The organism is Novipirellula artificiosorum (assembly GCF_007860135.1).
GTDB lineage: Bacteria > Planctomycetota > Planctomycetia > Pirellulales > Pirellulaceae > Novipirellula_A > Novipirellula_A artificiosorum.
Window position 1 is genome coordinate 503,966 of the sequence record NZ_SJPV01000001.1, and the last position, 16,122, is coordinate 520,087.

14 protein-coding genes are annotated in these 16,122 nt (G+C 56.0%); 5 read left to right on the forward strand and 9 right to left on the reverse strand.

From position 1 onward, the window contains the following. The first annotated feature begins 40 nt into the window (after window positions 1–40). Both Poly41_RS01665 and Poly41_RS01670 read left to right on the forward strand, forming a co-directional pair. Entirely contained in the window at window positions 41–826 is a 786-nt protein-coding gene (locus Poly41_RS01665; RefSeq protein ID WP_146524181.1) for a tetratricopeptide repeat protein, read from the forward strand. Window positions 827–1,075: 249 nt separating this feature from the next. Further along, window positions 1,076–2,686, forward strand: coding sequence for a glycine--tRNA ligase (locus tag Poly41_RS01670; RefSeq protein WP_146524922.1), 1,611 nt, complete (start codon window positions 1,076–1,078; stop codon window positions 2,684–2,686). 77 nt (window positions 2,687–2,763) lie between these two features. On the opposite strand, the gene Poly41_RS01675 is transcribed toward Poly41_RS01670, so the two are convergent. From Poly41_RS01675 to Poly41_RS01685, 3 genes are all read right to left on the reverse strand, one after another. After that, window positions 2,764–3,021, reverse strand: a complete 258-nt coding sequence (locus tag Poly41_RS01675) for a hypothetical protein (protein ID WP_146524182.1) — start codon at window positions 3,019–3,021, stop codon at window positions 2,764–2,766. A 3-nt stretch (window positions 3,022–3,024) separates the two neighbouring features. Further along, a complete protein-coding gene (locus Poly41_RS01680; RefSeq protein ID WP_390621395.1) occupies window positions 3,025–4,536 on the reverse strand; it encodes a YeiH family protein in 1,512 nt (503 codons plus the stop codon). Between the two features lie 711 nt (window positions 4,537–5,247). After that, entirely contained in the window at window positions 5,248–5,826 is a 579-nt protein-coding gene (locus tag Poly41_RS01685; protein ID WP_146524183.1) for a DUF2585 family protein, read from the reverse strand. A gap of 273 nt (window positions 5,827–6,099) precedes the next feature. On the opposite strand from Poly41_RS01685, the gene Poly41_RS01690 reads away from it, so the two are divergent. Next, the gene (locus Poly41_RS01690; RefSeq protein ID WP_197230996.1) at window positions 6,100–8,325 is read left to right on the forward strand and encodes a right-handed parallel beta-helix repeat-containing protein; all 2,226 of its coding nucleotides are present in this window, start codon (window positions 6,100–6,102) and stop codon (window positions 8,323–8,325) included. A 16-nt stretch (window positions 8,326–8,341) separates the two neighbouring features. On the opposite strand, the gene Poly41_RS33790 is transcribed toward Poly41_RS01690, so the two are convergent. The 4 genes from Poly41_RS33790 to hpnC form a co-directional block, all read right to left on the reverse strand. Further along, window positions 8,342–8,497: a hypothetical protein gene (locus Poly41_RS33790; protein WP_197230997.1), complete on the reverse strand. Its 156-nt coding sequence runs from the start codon at window positions 8,495–8,497 to the stop codon at window positions 8,342–8,344. Beyond that, a complete protein-coding gene (hpnE, locus tag Poly41_RS01695; RefSeq protein WP_146524185.1) occupies window positions 8,482–9,903 on the reverse strand; it encodes a hydroxysqualene dehydroxylase HpnE in 1,422 nt (473 codons plus the stop codon). Before hpnE ends, Poly41_RS33790 begins: the two co-directional genes overlap by 16 nt. Next, window positions 9,900–10,874 (reverse strand): phytoene/squalene synthase family protein, encoded by a 975-nt coding sequence (locus Poly41_RS01700; RefSeq protein WP_146524186.1) that lies wholly within the window; start codon window positions 10,872–10,874, stop codon window positions 9,900–9,902. The genes hpnE and Poly41_RS01700 overlap by 4 nt, the downstream gene beginning before the upstream one ends. Window positions 10,875–10,942: 68 nt before the next feature. Then, window positions 10,943–11,803 (reverse strand): squalene synthase HpnC, encoded by an 861-nt coding sequence (gene hpnC / locus Poly41_RS01705; protein WP_146524187.1) that lies wholly within the window; start codon window positions 11,801–11,803, stop codon window positions 10,943–10,945. A gap of 23 nt (window positions 11,804–11,826) precedes the next feature. Here hpnC and ispH point away from each other — a divergent pair, with 23 nt between their 5' ends. Together ispH and Poly41_RS01715 are read left to right on the forward strand one after the other, a co-directional pair. Continuing rightward, the gene (ispH, locus tag Poly41_RS01710; protein ID WP_146524188.1) at window positions 11,827–12,777 is read left to right on the forward strand and encodes a 4-hydroxy-3-methylbut-2-enyl diphosphate reductase; all 951 of its coding nucleotides are present in this window, start codon (window positions 11,827–11,829) and stop codon (window positions 12,775–12,777) included. Between the two features lie 101 nt (window positions 12,778–12,878). Further along, window positions 12,879–13,628: a hypothetical protein gene (locus Poly41_RS01715; protein WP_146524189.1), complete on the forward strand. Its 750-nt coding sequence runs from the start codon at window positions 12,879–12,881 to the stop codon at window positions 13,626–13,628. Here the strand turns inward: Poly41_RS01715 and Poly41_RS01720 are convergent. Beyond that, window positions 13,625–14,911: a 3-keto-disaccharide hydrolase gene (locus Poly41_RS01720; protein ID WP_231615326.1), complete on the reverse strand. Its 1,287-nt coding sequence runs from the start codon at window positions 14,909–14,911 to the stop codon at window positions 13,625–13,627. The genes Poly41_RS01715 and Poly41_RS01720 overlap by 4 nt on opposite strands. Continuing rightward, window positions 14,904–16,112: a sulfotransferase family protein gene (locus tag Poly41_RS01725; protein WP_231615327.1), complete on the reverse strand. Its 1,209-nt coding sequence runs from the start codon at window positions 16,110–16,112 to the stop codon at window positions 14,904–14,906. The genes Poly41_RS01720 and Poly41_RS01725 overlap by 8 nt, the downstream gene beginning before the upstream one ends. Window positions 16,113–16,122: the final 10 nt, after the last annotated feature.

Below are 16,122 nucleotides of genomic sequence, written 5' to 3' on the forward strand. Positions count from 1 at the left end.
ATGCACCGCAATCGCCACCAGCGCCAGGATGACTTGTCGAATGACTGGACAAACCAACACTCTTCGATCGGCTTGCCGACTTCACGTTCGCTTTGCAATCCTCTCAATCGGGGGGCTTTTGCTCGTTGGTTTTTCCGGTTGCCAGTGGGCTGCTGGCGGTCAAAACGCCCAAGGGGCAAGGCTTTACGAGCAGGGCCAATACACCGGCGCGCTTCAGCAATTCCAAAAAGTCATCGAAACCGACCCCCAGAACGCGGACGGCTACTATAACCTGGCGGCAACAACTCATCGCATAGGGAACCAGCGAGGGCAGGCTGAATTATTGGAGCAGGCGGAATCGCTGTACAACCAATGCCTCGATCACGACCCCAATCACGTGGAATGCCACCGCGGCTTGGCCGTGCTGCTGATGGACACCGGGCGGACGGACCGTTCGTTCGCGTTGATGAAGAATTGGGCGAGCCAGAATCCCAACTACGCCGAGCCTCGTATCGAATTGGCCCGACTGTACGAGGAAGCGGGTGACCCCACCACGGCGCTCAAGTACCTGGAGGATTCCGTTCAAATCGATGCCAACAACGCCCGAGCTTGGCTGGCCCTCGGTCGATTGCGTGAGCAATCAGGTGATTTGCCCCAGGCGTTACGTAACTATCAGCATTCGCTGGCGATCAACAACATGCAGCCCGAAGCGGCCGCCCGCGTTGCGGCAATCAACCAACAACTCAACGCGGTTCCGATGCAGCAGCCCGGCGCTGCGGCCAACGGAACCAGCCAAATTGCTGCCCAACCCTCGGTGGGCTTCGATAGCGGGTTTATCCGAAGGTAGGCTTTCGACACCTGGTTTGTGATCACTTGAGCTTAGGGTTGGCCCGGTAAAAAGGGCTTCGGCAGTTGCGAATGCGAGCCTAAGCGAGGAATACGAACACCTTCGAATCGTCGATACTTTCCATCGGTCTCCAAACTTGCACCGATTCGTCAGGCCTCCCATCTCCCGCCTCCGCTCACGTTGCTTTACATTTGGCAATCTTCTTAGCCTCTCGCACTCCCTCAAACGATCATCATCACCATGAAGTCGATGGATAAAATTGTGTCGCTCTGCAAGCGACGTGGGTTCTTGTTTCAATCCAGCGAGATTTACGGTGGCATCCAGGGATTCTGGGACTACGGCCCGCTGGGGGTCGAGTTGAAGCGCAACCTAAAAGATGCATGGTGGCACGACATGATCAGCGGCCACAATGAGCTGGTCGCTCCGGCCGCCGCGCCGGGTCCTTTCGAAATGGTTGGACTCGACTGCACGATCATCATGCACCCCCAAGTCTGGAAGTGCAGCGGTCACTACGACCTCTTCCACGACCACATGGTCGACTGTCGCGAAACAAAGAAACGCTATCGATTTGATCAGGTCCGCGGCCGGTGGGTCGATTATGCCGACCGAGACCAAAAAATCTTTGTCACCACGATGGCCGACATCGAAACGGAACTCGACGAAGTTCGCCGCCGTGCCATGAAGTTCTTTAAACTTCGCAACAAGGATGCCGACAAGCTGAGCATTGCGAACGAGTCGCTCACCATCGACAAACTCGATTCCACTCAAAACGTCTTGGCCCCCGACGCAAAGACACTCGACACGCTGACCGAACCTCGTGAATTCAACTTGATGTTCAAAACCACCTTGGGAGCCCTCGGTGGCGAAGACGACACCACGTTTTTGCGTCCCGAAACCGCCCAAGGGATCTTCGTCAACTTCAAAAACGTTCTCGACAGCAGTCGGGTGCGGATTCCCTTTGGAATCGGCCAAGTGGGCAAGAGTTTCCGCAACGAGATCACGCCGCGGAATTTCACCTTCCGGTCGCGTGAATTTGAACAAATGGAAATTGAGTTCTTCTGTCACCCCGACGAATCACAGGCTTGGTACCGGTATTGGCGAGATCGCCGGTTGGCTTGGTACACCCAACTGGGGCTCTCGGGTGAATCGTTGATCATGCGAGAACATCACCAAGAAGAGCTGGCGCACTACAGCGTTGGAACGGCGGACATTGAATACGCCTTTCCGTTCTTGCCCGAGGGCGAGTATGGCGAGCTTGAGGGAATTGCCCATCGTGGCGATTTCGATCTTCGCAGCCACATGGAAGGAAAATTGAACCCGGCAACGCAGCCGATGGAGGTGGAACTTGGCGAGGACGGCAAACCGAAACATCGTGGCAGTGGTCGCGACCTGTCCTACCGTGACGAAGTGACCAACAACAAGTTCGTGCCCCATGTCGTCGAACCGTCGGCCGGTGCCGATCGTGGCGCGTTGGCATTCCTTTGTGAAGCCTACACCGAAGACGAAGCGCCAGACGAAAAGGGGAACATGCAAACCCGTACGGTCATGAAATTGCACCCCCGACTCGCTCCGATCAAGGCAGCGGTTTTTCCGCTCGTCAAGAAAGACGGAATGCCCGAAGTCGCTCAAGAGATCTACGGAGAACTCAAGCAACACATGAACGTCTTTTACGACGAGAAGGGTGCCGTTGGACGCCGCTATCGTCGTCAAGACGAAGCGGGCACACCCTTCTGCATCACGGTGGATACGGAATCGCTAAGCGACAAAACGGTCACCATCCGAGATCGCGACTCACTCAAGCAGTGGCGAGTCAAAATCGATGAAGTCGTCAGCGATTTAAGAACACGGGTCAACGCCTAAGGCTTGACTCGCGCCACCGTGGAACCGAGCCCGATTCAACCTCTAAACCGAGCCCGGGTCAACATCGCGATGATCGATCATCGCTTTGCGGTAGCCGAACGCTCTCGCTTGCGCTGTTTGAGCAGAATGGCTTCCATCGCCTCCAACTCGGTGTAGTACATGGCACTGGGATCGATGCCCCGTTCTTCGAGCCAATTCAATCGCTCATGCATCGCCGGTCGTTCCGCCCAGCGTGGCAGAACGACAAGCCAGAACGCCGCGATCAACACCGTAACAACAGCCAACGGAATCGCCCGTTGACTCTGCTTGCCCCATGAAGTTGCCGAGACGGTCATCGGTTAGGGCACCATCTCGGTAATCATGTCGGCGAAGATGACTTTGAACATCAACCAGGCCATGAAGAGCGTCAAACAAAGGTTCAAGGTTTGTCCACAGACGTAAAGAATCAGCGGTTTGCCCCCTTTGAAATAGGGCATCAACTGCCTGAAATTGGTTTCCAAACCGATGCTCACAAACGCCAAACAGAAGAACCAACCGCGGAGCGTCTTCGTGGAACCACCAATCACCGCATCGACCAACTCAGGACCACCCACAAGCGTCGTGTAGAGGACCGAGAACAGAACCGACATCGCGACAAAGCCCAACACGAACTTGGGGAACCGGTACCACACTTCCGACAACCCTGGACGCGGTGCCGATGGGTCCCGTTCGACATAGGTCACCCAATAGATGGCGACAAAGAACGCAGTCACCCCAATGAGAATGTTTTGAATCATCTTCACGGTGGCCGCAACTTCCAATCCACGGTCTCCCAAAACGGCCCCAGCCGCAGCAACCGCTCCGGTGGAATCAATCGTTCCGCCTAGCCAGGCGCCGCCGAGCACTTCATCCATGCCAACCGCCTTGATGATCGCGGGCAAAACCACCATCATCACCACCGTGAACGACAAGGACATCCCGATCGCCAAGGACAATTCCTCTTTTTTCGCCTTGCAAGCAGCCGCAGTTGCAATCGCAGCGGAAACACCGCAAACCGACATGTCGGCCGCAATCACCATGTTGAGCGATTTCGAAGACATCTTGAGCACTTTTTGCCCAAAGATGTAGGTGCTGACAAGCACAATGGGCGTGACCACCCAGGCAACAAAGATGCCCGGCACCCCCAATGCTAACAAACGACTCATCAAGACTTCTGCACCCAACAACACCAAGCCCGTCTTGATGTAAAACTCCGTGATCGCAGCCGGTTTCAAGAACGCCGGAGTGCCAATGGTGTTGCTGATGATCAATCCGACCAGCAATGCCCAGAGCGCGTATTCCAAATTGTAAGCCTTGACCACCGCCTGGCCGGCAAGCACATAAGCCAATACCGCCAGTGCAAAGACAACGGGAAACGCCGTCAAGAAGGCAACGGCCGATTTGCCTCGCAGCTGTGTCGCCAACGCGAACAGGAGCCCAATGATCGCATAGGCGCCGAGTGTTCCTGGAATCGTCGTCGACACCGCGCCGTCCGCATCCGTTTTGTAGAACGCATCGACCGGGGTCGATTTCCAACTCCCCGGTTTGGCAACGTATGGCTTCAACGGATTGGAGACCTTCACCGTTTCGTTTGCTGCGACCTGCTCGGCCAAGTCGCTCGGCTTGCTAACCCAAACGGCGGCAAACGAAACCACCAACAGAATCGCGGCACACCAAATCGCCCACCAATCTTCGCTCGTCCGCATGTCGGTCCAAAGACTCGGCCTTTGCGAAGGGGGCGGTACCACGACAACATCCGAAGGGACAGCCGCCGTATCGTTCGGCTGCGAAACTTCGTCTGGCGAATCATAGGGGTTCTTCTGCATGACCATTCACGGCTTTCACCGAGTCAAAAAAGGGGCTGGGCGGATGAAAATGCTGTGGACCTGTCCGAACAGCAAACCGAGAAACGAACTTGCACCCTTCTCCCCCGGAGGTCGTGCAGTTTTTTAGTTGTAACTGCTGAAGTGTTTAGGTATCCAACCACCCCTGCCCGCGCAGCGGGAGGGGTCGAGCGCAGCGAGGGGGAGGGCCGGTATAGAAACAGTGCTGGAATTTCATGTTGTAATCGCAGCCCGTTTTCCCTCTCCCTCGCTTAGGCTCGACCTCTCCCAGAGGGAGAGGTAAATCTTGTAAGTCTTTTTCAATCAACAACTTAAAAACTGCACGACCTCCCCGGCGCAGAACGTCGTGCAGTTTAGCGTCACCCACCCAGAGGGCATTGGTATCGATACAAGTCTCGCTCATGGATTCTCGCTCCCCTCTCCCCGCGCGCTCGCGGGGAGAGGGGTTGGGGGTGAGGGGTTTTCCGCACACCGATTGCGAACCGACTTTTTGGCTCGATCGCGCTGCTGCCACCCCCTCATCCCCAGCCCTTCTCTCCCAAAAAACCGGGGGAGAAGGGAGCCAGAATCTCGGATGAAATGGAATTTTCAAAGTCACTCCAACTTGCTACGCAGGCAGGTTTCCCATCAGGCCACGCCACAGGGAGGGCGAACAGCGTCAAGCACACTTTGTACAGGCAGGTCTGGGCATCGTCCAGACTAGCTGGACTGCCAGACACGAATCACATCGATCGGATAGATGAGCATGATGATGTTCAGCAGCAAGCTGTCCCGAATCCACAAGACGCTGACCGCTTCGAGCGCAACCACCGCCGCCAAACTCCACTGCCACCGCATTCGTGAAGCGGCCACAGCGCCGAGCACACACATCACATAATCGCTAAGCGAATTGAGGATACTGTCGCCAAAGTAATCCAATGAAATGGTCACCTCGCGATAACGCTCGATCATCATCGGCGTGTTTTCAACAATTTCCCAAACCGCTTCGACAAACGCAATCACTATCAACAACGTCGAACCTCGAAGTTTCTTACCCAACGACAAGTGCAGGATCAGCCAGAGAGCCAACCCATGCTCCAAGTGCGATAGCGAATAGGGATCGAACAAGTGCTGAGAATTATGACTGGACCAGATATCCCAGGACCACGGAGAAAGATCACCTGTCTGGCACCACCACACTCGGCCCAGCAAGGACAGCACGAACATCATCAACAATGCAATCGCGATCAACCAGTAACTCCACCCACGATCGGTGCGTTCTCTTTCACGTTCGTTCATTCAACGGGTCTTCGGGGATAGCGACGTGGATGGAAAGTTGGCCATGGTAGGGACGCCATTGTAAGGACAGGGCGAAGCAAAGAACACAAGGATAGGGAAGGATGCGTTTCGATTCATCCTATCGCCTCGCCATCCCGACCGGGGGGCTACGATTCGCTTTTGAATCGAGTAAAATGTCGTTTCCTGCCTCACTTGCCCCCCCTTCCTTCATGATCGTGCAGCATCCGATGCCCCTTCATCGGAAGTCTCCGATTTGCAATGCGGAACCACACCATGAACCGTCTCCTGTTCACCTTCGCCTTGGGTCTTGCCTCCGTCGCCTCGTCGACCACCGCACACGCTCAAAAAGAACTGTATGTTGCTGCCGAAGTCACGGCACTTGGCGATGGATCCCGGCAGACACCGTTTGCAACGCTGGTCGAAGCCCGAGATGCAATCCGACAAGCGCGAACCTCTGGCGATCTGCAAGCCGACGACACCGTCACCGTGTGGATCGGTCCCGGGATTTATCAGCTCGAGAAGTCGTTCGAATTGAGCGCGGTCGATAGCGGCACCGAAAAGGCGTCGATCGTGTATCGCGCAACGAAGACAGGCACCGCTCGAATCCGCGGCGGGATCACACTCGACCCAAACGCTTTCAAGCCAATCACCGATCCGAAGGTGCGGTCGCGACTCGATGAAAGCATCCGAGATCAGATTCGTGTCTGCGACCTGTCCAAGCAACTCCGCGATCCCATTGATCCCCTCAAGACGTCTTATCGCGGCGTCCCTGAGTCACCTTGGCTGTATTGCAACGATCAACCCATGACGCTTGCTCGTTGGCCCAACGTGGATGCCGCGGACGGCGCCTGGGCAACCTTCTCGACAACCCTTGATACGGGACTTGCCGATCCCGATGCGGAAGATCCTGCAAAACGTAAAGCTCGCGGCGGATCCTTCGTGTTTGAGGACCCGCGTCCCCAACGATGGAACTTGGACGCGGGCGTTTGGTTGCTGGGCTATTGGACACACGATTGGAGCGACGAAGTGATTCGCATCGCATCCTACGAACCCGAGAACCATCAGATCACGCTCGCTGCGCCTCACAATTACGGCATCAATGCGGGAACATGGGGAGCTGCCGAACGTCGTTTCTTTGCGCTCAACGCACTGGAAGAACTCGACGCACCCGGCGAATGGTATCTCGATCGCACCAAAAAGCGTTTGTACTTCTACCCAAACGACGACTTGATCCAGTCCAACATCGTTCTAGCAACGTTGACCCGCCCATTGGTTCAAGCATCCAATCTCAAGCACACGAAGTTCGAAGGGTTGGTTTTCGAGTATGCCCACGCCGACGGCATTGTGCTACACAACACCGAGCATGTTGAGATTACCGGCTGCCGCGCCGCCAACTTGGCCAAATCTGGATTTGTCGTCGACGGCAATCACAACACCATCCGATCTTGCGACCTCTACAACCTCGGCACCAGCGGTTTGTCGCTCCGTGGCGGCGACCGCCGATCGTTGACGCCAGCGGAAAATCTGGCGATCAACAATCACATCCATCATTACGGTCTTTTTCAGCGAACCTATGCACCCGGGATCGGGGTGAGCGGTTGTGGCCAAAGCGTCCAACATAACTGCATTCACGACGCGCCCCACAACGCCGTCTTGTACGGTGGTAACGAACATCGATTCGAGTACAACGAGGTCTATCGCGTGGTGATGGAAACCGGCGATGCAGGTGCGTTCTACACGGGCCGCGATTGGACCAGCCAGGGCAACGTGTTACGACACAATTACATCCACGACCTCGGTGGAGGAGACGCAAAACACGTCAATACGATGGGGGTCTACCTCGACGATTGCGACAGCGGCGACACGATCGAAGGCAACGTCTTCTACCGTGCCGGACGAGCGATCATGATCGGTGGCGGACGAAGCAATCCGGTGCTCAACAACCTGGTCATCGATTGCCCGATCGGACTGCACATCGACGCTCGAGGGATGACGTGGAAACAGTGGAACAATCCCTCCTATTCGAGTTGGCACCTGGAAGCGAAAGCCCAGGCCGTTGGTTACACCCAACCGCCCTGGAGCGACCGCTATCCCAAGTTGGCGGCCATCATGAACGATTCGCCTCGCCAACCGCTCTACAACCCAATCCGCCGCAACGTCTTTGTCGATTGCACCAGCCAAGTCTGCAACTTCGATGGCAATGTCAAGAAACTGCTTGATCAGTTTGAGATCGAAAACAATTTGGTGGTACAAACGGCCGGCGAGTCCAGCGGGGTGGTCGCGACGAAGGAGATCCAAGGCTTTACCCATCTGGCCGGCACCGCAGACGATCCCATCGAGCTGGGGTTCAAGAACGAAGACGCCGAGAACTTCTCGCTGACGAACGATGCTCGGCTGCTCAAAGTACTACCCAGCTTCGAGCCAATCCCCTTCGCAAAGATCGGGCTGTACCGGGACCAGTACCGAGAGCAGACGACACCGACTCCCTCGTCCCGATAAGCCACCGCACTATCAGTCACTGAGACAGATCACTGTCCCATAACTTGGCTGCGATCACCGCATCGGATTCGCCAATCGGTGTCGCATTCAATTCGGCTGGCAATGGGCCCACCCTCAAGATCTCGACGATTCGTGAGACCTCCTTGCCGTAGGTATCTATCGGATCATCCACCTTGCCAACCTTCCGCGCGGTAAACCGGGATCGGGAGAGACCGCTCGCAGCCCGATTCGTTGCAACACGCACGATGCGGCTTGAATGCCGCTAATCACAGCGCCTTCCATCGTCGCCGACCAACCGGTTCGCGTCCAATCGCCGGCAAGGAACAGCCAGGGTAGGGCAGGGCAGGGGGGTAACGGACGAATCGCTTCAACCTCGGGTCGGACCGAAAAAACAGCATGTGGATCGGTAACGATACGATGATGCAGTAGCATGCTTTGCGCCGCAGATGGAAAAACCGCATGAAGTTCTTGCAGAATCTGCTCAAGCATCTCGCCTCTTCGTGCGTTGCTCATTGGATGGACACCACTGACCACGACTTGATAGTAGTGTCGAGGCAGCCGTTGGTTGAAGGGTGGACGAAAAATCCACTGGGCTAAACCACCAACCAAGACCGCGTGCGACTGCGACGTGATCTCGCGATCGAACCAAAGATGAACGCCCGTGATTGGCGACGAGGGAACCTCCGAAAACGGACGGCGATTCGCAACGGCTCGGCGCAACGCATGGGGTTCCAGCAACCGATCCACACCGTGCCAGGGGATGGCGCTGATCACCGAATCGGCCGGGATCACTTCACCGCCGCGTGTCTTGACACCCACCCATCCCGAAGGCTCAGCCAACAGCGTCTCGACTGCCACTTGAACTCGAACTTCGACCCCGAGTTGTGCGACCTCGCTAACAAGATCGTGACCCAAGAGTTGCGAAAGGGGACGCTGTGGAATCAGCACGTCGGACGCCCCCCGTGCGGCGGCAAATCCATCGACGAACACTTTCCGGGCGGCAGCCATCGACACATGACCACAGTGATCACCCAACGCACTTGCCAAGAACACATTCCAGAACTTGTCGATCGTTTCGTTCGACTGGCCCTGCGACTCCAACCAACGGCGTGCTGTGAACGGGACGAAGCGATCCTCGGCAGTACGAAGCAATCGCAGCATCGCCCGTCGAACCTCTCTCCTTTGAGCCTTGTTTAAATAACGCAGATGTTGGATCGTGTTTGCCAAATGCAAGGGCGCGGGCAGATAGCGTGAAGGAGCAAAATCGCTGGCAGGAAAATTTGGATGATAAAAACGAAGCCGGTCGTAACGTTTCATTGCACCGGAGATCCCACAGCGATCCAGCAACCCGATCAAGTTCGTGCAGCATCCCATCGCCACGTGCTGGCAATAATCGATCGTTTCGCCGCTGGCCGGATCGGTGAACGACCCAGCACGTCCCCCTATGGATCGTTTCGCTTCAAGCAACGTGATGCGAAAACGGCCGGCATGATGGCGAGCCAAGGTCTCGGCCGCCGATAATCCAGCCAGCCCGGCACCGATGATCACCACGTGATGCCGAAAATCTTGGTCGGTCATCCCCCCGACACCTCGGTCGGTGGAACGGCCAACCGGCGGAAACGCGAAACGAAAAAGTGCTGCGAAACCAAACCCAATCGGTCCCCAGCCGAAAGCTTGATGCGCCGCAGTGCGACCGCCCCCGGATCTTGCTCAATCCGAGACAGCAAGCGGCGATACGTGCGCCACATCATGCTGAACATCGGCCGCCCATCTTCGTGAAGCGAATCCCAAACGTTCCACCCCGAATCAAATAAGCGTTTGGAGCGTGCGATTTCATCTTGAATCAAACACCGAAGTCGGTCGTCACCACGAGGATGGAGCAGATCGTCTTCACACAGCCCATGTTGCTCATAATGTTGACGCGGCAAATAGATTCGACCGCGTTTCGCATCCTCGGCTACATCACGCAGGACATTCGTCATTTGAAACGCTAAACCACAATCGACCGCCGATTCAAGCGGCAGTGGTGAATCGAACTCCCAAATGTGCAAACACGCCAACCCGACCGCAGAAGCAACGAGGTAACAATAATGCTCGAGTTGTTCATAGGTATCGAACCGTGTCTTCTGTTGGTCGGCTAACACACCATCAATGATCTCCAACAAATACCGTGTTGGGATGCCATAGCGATCCGAGGCGTCTCGCAGTGCGGGCAAGATCTCATTTGCTTTTTGTGGCAACACCTTCGTCCACTGCGACCCCTTGGCCTCCGGCAAATCTGGAAGGGCAATCTGATGATGCGGTGAGTCGCTGATCAGATTCAACGCCGTGGTGTGTCGCCACCAAGCGAGCCAGCGCGTCCGCAGCGCCGCCGGTTCCCCGCAATCGCCGACGTCATCGGTCACGCGAGCAAATGCGTAGAGCGCATACATCGCATCGCGTTTGGAGCGTGGCAGCAACCAAAACGATCGATAAAAATTGCTTCCACTGCGGCGGGTCATCCGTCGCGAGTATCGGTAGCTGGCGGCAAGAGAAATTTCCGATTTCATGCCATGATGATACCCGCTGGGCCACAAAAATGCTTGAGCAAGGAATTTGCTCTGGGCGTCACGTCCATTCAACTCCAGATCGCCCGCATCACCAGCCGAAGCTGCGTCCAAGGGCTGACGGTGGGCCGCTTCCGCAGCACATCAAACTCTGCTTTTTCAATCGCAGCAAGGGTTTCTCGCCCCCCACCGATGAACAGTCTTAGATTGCGGGCAAACCATGTCGGCACATGATCCACTAAGGCTTCGCCGGAATCGAAACAAGCGGCCGCTCGCGCACACTCACTTTCCAGCAATCGGCGCAACGCTGGCGAGGTGGTCGACGCAGCCAAATCCGCTTCCGCCACACCGAATCTTGCCATTTGATCCTCGGGCAGATAGACCCGCCCGATCGCAAAATCGCGTCCCACGTCCTGACAGAAGTTCGCCAATTGCAGACCCCTGCAAATCTGGTCGGCCTCATCCCTGCGATCGTCCGCGTCCTCCTGGTCGCAACCGGCCAAACGAAGCACGATCCGGCCAACGGGGTTGGCACTGCGGTTACAGTAATCGAGCAGTTCCTCGCTATTGGCATAACGCGTTTTGCTTTGATCTTGCTGGAAGGCGCTGAGTAAATCGTCAAATGGCTTTTTGGGCAAGTCGAACCTGCGAATCGTGTCACCGAGTGCCGGAAAAATCCCCGCGGGCGGATTCCCGGCAAAGGTTGCGTCGAGCGCCGATTGAAACGCCGTCAATTCCGCAGCCGCAGCCAGCACCGACGGCGACTGATCCGCCAAATCATCCGCGGTTCGGCAAAACGCATAGACGTTGTAGAATGGTTGACGGAGCCACCGAGGCAACAGCACGCTGGCCACGAGAAAGTTCTCGCGGTTGGATCGTGCAATCTGCCGACATCGACGTTCGGATTCGGAAATCGGGTCCGCAGTTAACATCTTTCCTTCACGAAGATCACCTGATGAAAATCATTTTAGCGGCACCACGAGGCTTCTGTGCTGGCGTTCATATGGCGATTGACTCGCTCGATTTGACGCTAAAGAAGTTTGGCTCGCCCGTCTACGTTTACCATGAAATCGTCCACAATCAGTATGTTGTGAACCTGTTTCGCGACAAAGGGGCCGTGTTTGTCGACGCCATCGACGAAGTCCCCGAGGGCAGCGTGCTGCTGTTTTCCGCCCATGGTGTCTCGCCTCAAATCCGCGAAGCGGCAAAACAGCGAAAACTCCATGCGATCGACGCCACCTGTCCTTTGGTCACAAAAGTTCATCTGGAAGCCATCAAATACGCCAAAGCAGGATACACGATCTTGTTGATCGGCCATGAAGGACACGACGAGGTGATCGGCACCATGGGAGAAGCCCCCGAAGCAATCCTGTTGGTCGAAGAGGAGCAAGACGTCGATACGTTGGTCGTGAAAGACGAAACAAAACTGGCGTACCTAACCCAAACGACCCTGAGCGTCGATGATGCGAGTCGGATCATTCGCAAACTGCGGGGACGGTTTCCGACCATCGAAAGCCCCCCCAAAGATGACATTTGCTATGCGACCCAAAACCGCCAAGAAGCCGTCCGCCTGCTGTCGGATCAAGCCGATGTGGTGGTCGTGCTGGGCAGCCAGAACAGCAGCAACAGTCAGCGGCTTCGCGAATTGGCGGCGAACAACAACGGCAAGCCAGCGTATTTGGTAGACGGGCCGCACGATTTGAGCATGGAGCAGTTTGCCGATGCGGAAACGGTTCTGATCACCGCTGGAGCCAGCGCCCCAGAATCGGTCGTTCAAGAAACGATTGATTGGCTGGTCGATCGATTCGGCGCAACCGTCGAGCTGCAACAAATTCGCGAAGAATCCGTGCATTTCCCACTTCCGAAGCCTCTGCGTCCCTTTGCCAAGGAATCGCAAGGGACCTAATCTATTGCGACGAATCTATTGCGACGAACTCGGAGCACTCGGCCAGTGCACCAATCGTCGTCCTTTCCCCCACTTGCTGCCAAAAATGGAGTCCCGCAGTCATGAGCACCAAAGAACAGCGTCGCCAGAAGAAACTGGTCAAGAAAAAAACCAAAGAGGTAGCCAAACGCAAACAGCAGGCTCGCCAAAAGGCGGTCATGCAGTCACTGGCGGGTCAGATGAGGGTAGCCGGTGGAGGCACGCTTGATCGCTGTTTCCTCAGCGAAGATCTGTTTGCCGACAACAACCGGATCGGCAGCGTCTTGATCAGTCGCTTCATGCCCGATGGACGCGTCGCCTGTGCCCGCATCTTGGTCGACGCCTTTTGCTTGGGCGTCAAGAACGTCGATGGATTCGTCACCTTTCCAGCGAACCTGTCGGAATTCATCGAAAGAGTCGAGCAAGCCGAAACGCTCCGACGCTGCCAACCGGCGATGGCAAAAAAGTTCGTGGAAGAAGCGATTGCCTATGCGGCGAAGTTCGGTATCGAACCGCACGCCGATTACCGAAAGGTGGAATCGATTTGGAGCGGCATCGACGCGAGCGAGTGCGATGAAACCTTCCAATTTGGTGACGAAAAGGGAAAGCCGCGGTACATCAGCGGGCCATTCGATTCAAGCGTGTTCCAGCAGCGCATCCTCGACAAACTGCGCACCCATGCAGGGGAGGGCAACTACGAGTTTGTCATGATGGTCGGCGATCACCACGCGTTCTCCACCGCCGAAGAGATGAGTTGGATGGAAGACCCCGAATTGGACGCCGACATCGACGAAGACGTCATCGACGGCCGGGTGATTGAGTCGCGTCCCTAAGCTCCTTCCTGCGGGTCACTTGCGATCGCAATTTGCTTGAACAGCGCGTCGGTTGTTTCGTCGTGACCTTGAACCATGATGGTCCCCGCTTCGGTCCGTTTTCCCTTTCGTGGATTTTCGTTCGCTTCGCGGTCGTCCTGCCAATTGCTGACTTGAACGCCATTGACCCAGGCCGCGAACTTGTCGCCCTGTGCGGCCAAGACGACGGTGGCCCATTGGTCCGGTTCTGCCGCGATCACTCTTGCATCTTGGCGGCGAAAAATACCGCCCGTACCACAATCCGCCGGCGACAACGGCATGTCGTCGATCATTGCGTTGCTGAGCTGACACTCGTAACCCATCATTTGGTCACCGGGAATGCAACGAAAGAAGATCCCCGAATTGATTTCGGGCTGTGGCAATTTGTATTCGGCGAGCAGTACAAAATCATCATACGATGAGTGGGTTTCAATCTGGCCGCTGCCCCCTTGGACATGCATGGCACCCTCATCGGTCACCGTAAACTCGGCATCCATTTCAGGATAACGGGTCCACTGTGAAAGCTGTTCATCCAACAGCGATTGGAATCCCAAAGGACGCAGCCGGACGTCGCGAAAAGCAACACGCCCCTTGTTGTGCTGAAGTCCGATTCGCCCCGCAGGCAATCCCGTTGGATCGGTGTAGTCGGTAACGATGGTCCCATCAAGGGAGACTTGAACTTGGTTGCCTTCGACACGCATCGTCATTCGACGCCATGATCCATAGGATTGTTTCGGAGCATCGTCGCCAACCTTTTCCCGCTCGACCAAACTTGCCGTTGGAAACGGATTCTCGTCATTCGCGATGTTCACTTCATAGCATTCTTGGCCGACGGCTTCGACCTGCAGCGGTGTCCGCAAAAACACCCCGCTATTGGTCTCCTCGTCCGCATTGAACTCGAGCGTGAGTTCAAAGTCTTTCCATGGAATCGAAGTACACATCAAGCAGACATCGCCCCGATCGACCACGATGGATTGGTCTTCGATTCGCCAGTTGGCGTTGCCGGCGATTTCCCACCCGAACAACGTATGGCCATCAAATAGCCGGATCCAACCCTCCCCCGCGTCCGCTGAGTCAAGTCGCGCCGCTAACAACTCGTCGGCTGTCGCCTCGTAAGTTTGCGGCTCGAAAACCAAGTCGGCAAGTTCGGCGGAATCGGATGGAGCTCGTTCGGCTTGATCCACAGAGGAGTCGGATTTTGAACCGCAACCGACACAGTACAGCAGCAAGCACGTCAGTGAACAGGTCGTAAAAAGCTTATTCATATCCATAGCGTTGAAAATAAGTTGCCCATCGCGAACGAATCAGTTCGTCTGCTGCGGGATCGAGTTGGTGTTGATTGGTTTGATACTCTTTATGTTCCGTTTCAACCCATTGACGAATCGTTGGCTCCACGGAATCAAAATCGCTGAGATGCAACGTCTCATAAATCGTCCGTAAACTCTTCACAGGGCTGGCGACTAAGTCCTCGTAGCGTAGGTCGATCAAACGGTCTGGAGCGATCGATTCACGCTGGCAATGAAACGCATCATACATGCGTTCAAAGCACTCGATCACGTAAGGTTCGATTTGTTCGTGGTGCGGTTTCTGCAAACCCTGTACTTCATCGAGGCTTTTCCACAATCGACAGGTCGATGGAAACAAGGAACGCGGGTCACGAGTCATGTGAATGAACTTGGCTTCCGGAAACTCGCGAGCTAAATGAGCGATCCGCCCGGTGTGCGTGGGGCTCTTGATTACCAAAGGACGGCCCGTTGCAACGCTGACATTCAATAGGAATCGACGGAGCGTTTTGAGCCAATCATCGACCGCGGCTTCCTCAACCCCTTCGAAGTTAAGGTAATTCAGATCGACAGGGCCTTCATTGGGAAACGCGATTCGCCGATAGGGGCTCGGCAAACCAAGCGTCAACAGCGCGAACTCGTCCTCTTGGGGGCGATCCCAACCCGCCGCCATATTGTCCATCGGCCGCTTGCCGGGCAGTAACCAACTGGCAAAACGGCGAAAAAACCATTCGGTCGCTAAAAAATGTGACGGTGCAAAGCACTGATAGGTGGAGGGGCTGCTGAGCCGTTCGTCGCGGACCATCAATTCATGCAGCAGCGTCGTTCCGCTCCGCCAATGGCCAATGATAAAAACGGGCGTGCCCTGAAGCTCGGCATCACGTTGGCGGCGTCCAAAAAAAAGCCGCTGGATGCCCGCCAAGACCGTATTGAACAGCGTGGCCATCGAAACGCCCACCGCCAGCGTCCAGCGACTGGGATGAACTCGAAAATGGCCTTCCCGCAGCAGACCCCACCACGCCATCGGACGCATTCCGTGCCAAAATCGAGGCGAATAGAAGGGATATTGGTGGTACGGCCGCGGCGCAGGGACGGTGTCGGATCCGCGCACGGATGCTTCGCCCAACTCAACAGCTGGGTGGCGGGGACGATTCGCTCGATCGTTCGGAGAGAGATCGGTCAAGGCGTCCAAT